The organism is Streptomyces sp. B1866, assembly GCF_031932565.1.
GTDB lineage: Bacteria > Actinomycetota > Actinomycetes > Streptomycetales > Streptomycetaceae > Streptomyces.
Map to the genome: position 1 here is coordinate 1 of NZ_JAVSCF010000306.1, position 7,016 is coordinate 7,016.

7 protein-coding genes are annotated in these 7,016 nt (G+C 73.8%); 3 read left to right on the top strand and 4 right to left on the bottom strand.

Going from position 1 to position 7,016, the window contains the following annotated elements; all coding sequences use genetic code 11:
- Positions 1–1,330: chorismate-binding protein (locus tag RKE29_RS26575; protein WP_312008200.1), on the bottom strand; the 1,330-nt coding region annotated here is incomplete at its 3' end.
- 288 nt (positions 1,331–1,618) lie between these two features.
- Between RKE29_RS26575 and RKE29_RS26580 the strand changes: the two genes are divergently transcribed.
- On the top strand, positions 1,619–2,968 hold the full coding sequence (locus RKE29_RS26580) for a class II 3-deoxy-7-phosphoheptulonate synthase (RefSeq protein ID WP_312008201.1): 1,350 nt from the start codon (positions 1,619–1,621) through the stop codon (positions 2,966–2,968).
- A gap of 142 nt (positions 2,969–3,110) precedes the next feature.
- Positions 3,111–3,425, top strand: a complete 315-nt coding sequence (locus RKE29_RS26585; RefSeq protein ID WP_312008202.1) for a (2Fe-2S)-binding protein — start codon at positions 3,111–3,113, stop codon at positions 3,423–3,425.
- A gap of 34 nt (positions 3,426–3,459) precedes the next feature.
- Here RKE29_RS26585 and bfr read toward each other — a convergent pair whose 3' ends face one another.
- A complete protein-coding gene (bfr, locus tag RKE29_RS26590) occupies positions 3,460–3,939 on the bottom strand; it encodes a bacterioferritin (RefSeq protein WP_312008203.1) in 480 nt (159 codons plus the stop codon).
- 150 nt (positions 3,940–4,089) lie between these two features.
- Between bfr and RKE29_RS26595 the strand changes: the two genes are divergently transcribed.
- Complete coding sequence (locus RKE29_RS26595) at positions 4,090–4,713, top strand: sulfite oxidase-like oxidoreductase (RefSeq protein ID WP_312008204.1); 624 nt, start codon at positions 4,090–4,092, stop codon at positions 4,711–4,713.
- A 191-nt stretch (positions 4,714–4,904) separates the two neighbouring features.
- Here the strand turns inward: RKE29_RS26595 and RKE29_RS26600 are convergent, their stop codons facing one another.
- Both RKE29_RS26600 and RKE29_RS26605 read right to left on the bottom strand, forming a co-directional pair.
- Entirely contained in the window at positions 4,905–5,732 is an 828-nt protein-coding gene (locus RKE29_RS26600; protein ID WP_312008207.1) for a deoxyribonuclease IV, read from the bottom strand.
- Between the two features lie 287 nt (positions 5,733–6,019).
- On the bottom strand, positions 6,020–7,016 hold a 997-nt coding region (locus RKE29_RS26605; protein ID WP_312008205.1), incomplete at its 5' end, for a PASTA domain-containing protein.

Consider the following 7,016-nt stretch of genomic DNA (forward strand, 5'->3'; position numbering starts at 1 on the left):
CCGCCGGGCCCGGCCCCGCGGACCGCGCGGCCGCGGGCGCCGCTCCCAGCGCCACCGACGCCGCCTCCGGCACTCCAGGCGCCGCCGACGCCGCCTCCGGCGCTCCCAGCGCCGCCGACGCCGCTCCCGATGCCGTTCCCGGCGCCGCTCCCAGCGCCGCGAGCACCGCCGCCGCCTTCGCGTGCGTCTCCGCGACCTCCGCGGCCGGTTCCGAGCGGCGCACCAGGGTCGCCCCCACGGGCACCCGTACCGCGCCGTCGGGGGCGATGTCGGCGGTCCTGATCAGGATCGGCGAGTCGAGGGTCTGCGCGCCGCCCGCGTCCCGGCCGACGAGCGCGAGGGCGCCCGCGTAGTAGCCGCGCCCGCCGTGCTCGTACCGCTCGATGACCCGGCACGCGTTCTGCACCGGCGAGCCGGTGACCGTCGCGGCGAACATCGTCTCGCGCAGCACCTCCCGCACGTCCAGGGAGCTGCGCCCGCGCAGCTCGTACTCGGTGTGCGCCAGGTGCGCCATCTCGCGCAGCCGCGGGCCGACGACCTGCCCGCCCAGGTCGCCGACGGTGCACATCATCTTCAGCTCCTCGTCGACGACCATGGACAGCTCCTCCACCTCCTTGCCGTCGGCCAGGAACGCCAGCAGGCCCGCGCGGTCGGGCCCGGACGGCGGATAGCGGTAGGTGCCGCTGATCGGGTTCATCACGACCGTGCCGCCCGCCATCCGCACGTGCGCCTCGGGACTCGCCCCGACCAGCGTGCGGCCGTCGGCCAGCCGGACCACGTACGTCCAGTAGGCGCCGCGCTCGGCGGTCAGCAGGCGGCGGAAGAGGGCGAGCGCGTCGGCGGCGCCGAAGCCGGGCAGGCGGCCGCGGTAGCTGCGGCGGATGACGAAGTTGGCGCCCTCGCCGGTGCCGATCTCGTCCGCCACGACCCGCCGCACGATGTCCGCGTAGGTCTCGTCGTCCGTGTCGAAGGCGCCGTCCGCCAGGCGCACGGGGTGCGCGGGCAGCGCGCCGAGCAGGTCGGCGAGCGGCAGTTCGTATACGTCCTGGGGGAGCAGCACGGCCAGCGGCGTGCCGTCGTCGCGCACGTCGAAGCCACGCTCGCGGATCTGCCGGAAGGGCACGAGCGCGAGGGCGTCGCGCGTCGCGCGGCCGTCCCGGGGCGCGCCCTCGGGCAGCGGGATGTCCGCCAGCCGCGGCACCTCGGTGACCGGGCCGATCAGCACCTCCACGGCGCCGGGCGAGCCGGGGCCGTGCCGGTGCAGCAGGGCGAAGGGCGGGCAGTCGGGGGCCAGCAGCCCGCGGACGACGGCGTTCGCGTCGTGAACCATGGTGGGGGCGTTCCTTCCGGGTCGGGAAGGCCACGGGAGAGGGAACGGCCGCCGCAGACGCCGAAGGCCGCCCTTGGGGCGGCCTTCGCAGCGTGTGGTCGCGCGCTACGGTCGGTGGGCCGCCTCGGAGGCGGTCCACCACCAGGTCGTGGTGCGGACGGTCGCAGGGTGCGCGCGCATGCCGGGGAGACTACCCGACGCGGGCCCGGGCCGGGCGCGACACGCCCGGACGTCTCACCTGCTGGGCGAGGCGGTGGGCCTCCCGACATCACCCCGTAATCTGGGGGGGTGACCGTGAACGCTGACACCCACCTCCGTGGCAACACCTGGCAGTCCCTGCCCGCGGCCCAGCAGCCCGGATGGCCCGACCGGGAGGCCCTGCGCGCCGTCGTCGCCGAGCTGGAGTCGTATCCGCCGCTGGTCTTCGCGGGTGAGTGCGACCAGCTGCGGCAGCGGCTGGCGGCCGTGGCCCGGGGTGAGGCGTTCCTGCTCCAGGGCGGCGACTGCGCGGAGACCTTCGACGCGGTGGGCGCCGACCAGATCCGCAACAAGCTCAAGACGCTGCTCCAGATGGGCGCCGTGCTGACGTACGCCGGGTCGGTGCCGGTGGTGAAGGTCGGCCGGATCGCCGGGCAGTACAGCAAGCCGCGCTCGAAGCCGGTGGAGACCCGGGACGGCGTGACGCTGCCCTCCTACCGCGGCGACTCGGTCAACGGCTCGGAGTTCACCGAGCAGGCCCGCACGCCGGACCCGGAGCGGCTGAAGCGGATGTACCACGCGTCGTCCGCCACGCTGAACCTCGTGCGCGCCTTCACCACCGGCGGATACGCGGACCTGCGCCAGGTGCACGCCTGGAACCAGGACTTCGTGCGGTCCTCCCCCTCCGGGCAGCGGTACGAGGCGCTGGCCCGTGAGATCGACCGCGCGCTGAACTTCATGAACGCGTGCGGGGTCGACCCGGAGGAGTTCAGGACGGTCGAGCTCTACGCCTCGCACGAGGCGCTGGTGCTCGACTACGAGTCCGCGCTCACGCGCGTGGACTCGCGCACCGGCGACCTGTACGACGTGTCCGGCCACATGGTGTGGATCGGCGAGCGGACCCGGCAGCTCGACGGGGCGCACGTGGAGTTCGCCTCCCGCGTCCGCAACCCCGTGGGCGTGAAGCTCGGCCCGACGACCACGCCGGAGGAGGCGCTGGCGCTGGTCGAGCGGATCGACCCGGACCGCGAGCCGGGTCGGCTCACGTTCATCACGCGGATGGGCGCGGGCACCGTCCGCGACCGGCTGCCGGAGTTGGTGGAGAAGGTCACGGCCTCCGGGGCGCGGGTGGCGTGGGTGTGCGACCCGATGCACGGCAACACCTTCGAGGCCGCCTCCGGGCACAAGACGCGGCGCTTCGACGACGTGCTGGACGAGGTCAAGGGCTTCTTCGAGGTCCACAAGGAGCTGGGCACGCACCCGGGCGGCATCCACGTGGAGCTGACCGGCGACGACGTCACCGAGTGCGTGGGCGGCGGGGACGAGATCTTCGTGGCCGACCTGCACCAGCGGTACGAGACGGCGTGCGACCCGCGGCTGAACCGCAGCCAGTCGCTGGACCTGGCGTTCCTGGTCGCGGAGATGTACCGGGACCAGTAGCGGGACCGGTCCGGACCAGACCGTACGAACGTGGGCGGGACGCGCGAAAGTCGCGTCCCGCCCATTGTCGTGCCGGGTTCGGTGCGGATAAGGTAAGGGTAACCTCACTGATCCGAACCCCGGATTCCCCAGGAGCCGCGCCGTGTACGTCTGCTCATGCTTCGGCATCACCGAGAAGCAGGTGCGCGAGCACGCGTCCACCGGCGCCTGCACGCCGCGCCAGATCGCGGGCGCCTGCGGGGCGGGCACGGACTGCGGATCGTGCGTGCGGCGGATACAGGCCCTGCTCGGGCGCGGCGGCTGCGAGTCGCGCGGACGGACGGCGGCCGAGCGGACCGCGGGCGCCGGGCGCGTGGCGCCCGGGCGGGCGGAGCCGATCGCCGCCGCCGGGACGCTCGGCGCCGCCGGAGCGGCTGGACCGGCGGGCGCGGCGGTGCTGGCCGCCGGAGCGGTCTGAGGCGGCCCCTGCCGGATCCGCGCCGCGGCGGCGGTCAGCTGCTGGGCTGCTCGATCTGCTGGGCGATGTACAGCGGCTCGCCGAGCTTCTGGATCAGCTCCAGCTGCGTGTCGAGGTAGTCGATGTGGTGCTCCTCGTCCTTCAGGATGTCCTCGAAGATGTTCGCCGAGGTGATGTCGCCCTTGGTGCGCATCACCTCGATGCCGCGCTTGAGGCGGTCGATCGCCTCGACCTCGACCTGGCGGTCCGCCTGGAACATCTCGGTGACCGTCTGCCCCACGCGCACGTGGAACAGCCGCTGGTAATTGGGCAGCGCCTCCAGGAAGATGATGCGGTCGGTCAGCACCTCGGCGTGCCGCATCTCGTCGAACGACTCCGCCCGGGTGTACTTGGCGAGTTTCGTCCACCCGTAGTTCTCCTGGAGCTTCGCGTGCAGGAAGTACTGGTTGATGGCGGTCAGCTCGCCGGTGAGCTGCTCGTTCAGAAACTCGATGATCTCCGGGTCGCCCTGCATCAAGGACTCCTTCCCTCGTTGAACGGCGGGTTGATCGCATCCTTGCACCGCCACGAGGAGGGCGTCCAGTAAGTGCATACTTAGTGGGAGTTGCCCTGATACCGCCATCCCGGGTCACGGCCTCCCGGCGGGGTCTGCCACCATGGAGACATGGGTCAGCCGGAAAGTGACAGAGGAAAGCCGGCGAAGCTGCCCCCGGGACAGCGGACGCGGCGGGGCTGGCCGGTCACACACTACGGGCCCGTGCCGAGGTTCCGGCCCGACCGCTGGCAGTTCCAGGTCTTCGGCGCCACCGCCGACGGCGGGAAACACGCCTGGACGCACGACGAGTTCTCCGCGCTGCCGTACTCCACCGTGGTCGGGGATCTGCACTGCGTGACGAAATTCAGCGTACTGGACGCGGAATGGGGCGGCGTTCCGGCCCGTACGGTCGCGGAACTCGCGCCGCCCGCACCCGAGGCCACCCACGTGATGGTGTGGGCGGAATACGGTTTCAGTGCGAATCTACGGATATCGGACTTCCGGGCCGACGCCACCATTTTCGCCACCCACCGGGACGGGGAACCGCTCACCGCCGAGCACGGATTTCCGCTGCGCCTCGTCGTGCCGCACCTGTACGCCTGGAAAGGGCCGAAATGGGTGCGGGGCGTGGAGTACATGACCGCCGACCGCCGCGGATTCTGGGAGGAGCGCGGCTACCACAACATCGGCGACCCGTGGCGGGAGCAGCGGTACTCCTACCAGGAGGAGCCGGGGGACGGCCCCGAGCTGTGACGGGCGGCCGCCGGGGGACGGGCCCGGCGGCGTCCGGCTCGGCGTGGCGGCGCGCGTGACCTGTCGGTGTGGCGCCCTGGCCTGTCGGTGCGGCCCGGGCCGGGACGCCGGGCCGCACCGACAGGCCGGGGCGACGGGCTGGGCTGTCGGGGTCCGGCCCGGCGGCGTGTTCCGTCCCGCCGCCCGCCGCCTCAGTGGTCGCGCAGCTCCTTCAGCCGGGCCACGTCCGCCGCGTGGCCCTTCTTGCCGCCGGGCGTCTCGATCACCAGCGGCACGCCGCGGGTCGCCGGATGGGTGAACAGCTCCCGGAAGGGCTCGGCCCCGATGTGCCCGGCGCCGATGTTCTCGTGCCGGTCCCGCCGGGCGCCCGCGACGTCCTTGGAGTCGTTCGCGTGGATCAGCTTCAGCCGCCCCTCGCCCACCACCGACACCAGCTCGTCCAGGCACTCCTTCACACCGCCCCCGGCCGCCAGGTCGTGGCCCGCGGCGAACGCGTGGCAGGTGTCCAGGCACACGCCCAGCCGCGGGTGCCGGTCCAGCGCCTCGACGTACGGGCCCAGCTCCGCGACCTGGGAGCACAGCGACGCGCCCTGCCCGGCCGTCGGCTCCAGCAGCAGCCACGGGTCGTCGTCGTGGGTCAGCTCCTCCAACAGCGGCAGCAGCCGCTCGCGCACCTGCGCCAGCGCCGCCTCCCGCCCCCGCCCGCCGGTGGCCGAGCCGGTGTGCACCACCACGCCCCGGGCCCGGACGTCCCGGCCCCGGCGCAGCGAGTGGCGCAGCGACTCCACCGACCGCTCGGCCGTGGCCTCGGTGTGCGAGCCGAAGTTGATCAGGTACGGCGCGTGCACGTAGACGGGCACGGACTCCTCGGCGCAGGCCGCGCGGAACCGCTCGTCCTGGCCGCGGTCGCCGGACGGGGTCGCCCAGCCGCGCGGGTTGGCGACGAAGATCTGGACGGCCTCGGCGCCGATGTCCCGGGCGTACGACAGGCCGCCGATGGCCAGGCCGCCCGCCACCATGACGTGGCCGCCGACCGGGTTGCGCTCGCGATTGCTGGACGTGCTCACCCGTCCAGGGTGCCAGGTCCCGTCCGGCGGCCCGGCCACCGGCCCCGGCGGGACCGGCCGGTGGCGCGCGCCGCGGGCCCGCGGCCCGGCGGCCCGGCCCCGCGGCGCGCGTGCGTCAGAATCAGAAGCGGCGCGCGTGTCACCAGCGGCGCGCGGGCGTCAGAAGGCGCCCTTCACCTTGATGGTGATCGTGCTGTTCTTCGGCGCCTCGTCGCCGCCGTCCACCGACTGGCTGNGCGTCAGAAGGCGCCCTTCACCTTGATGGTGATCGTGCTGTTCTTCGGCGCCTCGTCGCCGCCGTCCACCGACTGGCTGTCGACCGTGTCGCCGGGGAAGAACAGGGGCCGGTCCACACGCACCTCGAAGCCCGCGGCCTCCAGCTCCTCCTGGGCCTCGTCCACCTTCTTGCCCGTCACGTCCGGCACCCGCACCATCTCCGGTCCCTTGGAGAGGGTGAGCGTCACGGTGTCGCCGCTGGCGGCCTGCGTGTCGCCGGACGGGGACTGGCGGGCCACCGCGCCCGGGTCCTCGTCGGAGAACACCCGCTCCCGCGCGATCCTGACCTTGAAGCCGCTCGCCCGCAGGTCCGACGTGGCCTCGTCCACGGACTCGCCGAGCACGTCCGGGACGTCCACCGGCGACCCCCTGCTGACGACGATCTCGACCGGCGTGTCCGGCCTGCGCTCGACACCGGCTCCGGGCCGGGTGGACAGCACCGCGCCCTGCGCCGTCTCCTCGCTGAACCGCTGGGTGACCGTGCCGACCGACAGGCCCGCGTCCGCGATCCGCGCCTTGGCCTCGGCCAGCCGCATGCCGACCACGTTGGGCACCTCGGCCCGTTCCGGGCCCTGCGACACGTGCAGGGTGACGGTGCCGGTGTCGCGGATCCGGGCGCCGACGCCGGGGTCGGTGGAGATGACCTTGCCCTTGTCGACCACGTCGCTGTACTCCGCCTCGGTCCGCACGCCCAGTCCGGCGTCGCGCAGCTTGTCCTCCGCGTCCTTCTGCGGCAGGTCCAGCACGGCCGGGACCTTCGTGAACTGCCCCGCGTTGATGTACCAGACGCCGACGCCGATGCCCAGCGCCAGCAGCAGGGCGGTGACCAGCGCCAGCACCGGCCGGCGCGGCATCCGCTCCCGCACGCCCGCGCGGGCGTGCGGCGCGGGCGGCACCGCCAGGCGGGCGGTCCGGTCGGTGACCGCGGCGTCCGGCGCGGGCCCGGCCGTCCCCGGCGGC

What these genes read in the sequence shown, in the direction of transcription:
- bfr (WP_312008203.1), bottom strand. Translation starts at nt 3,939, where the DNA reads ATGCAGGGCGACCCGGAGATCATCGAGTTTCTGAACGAGCAGCTCACC.
- RKE29_RS26595 (WP_312008204.1), top strand. Translation starts at nt 4,090, where the DNA reads ATGGGTCAGCCGGAAAGTGACAGAGGAAAGCCGGCGAAGCTGCCCCCG.
- RKE29_RS26600 (WP_312008207.1), bottom strand. Translation starts at nt 5,732, where the DNA reads ATGGTGGCGGGCGGCCTGGCCATCGGCGGCCTGTCGTACGCCCGGGAC.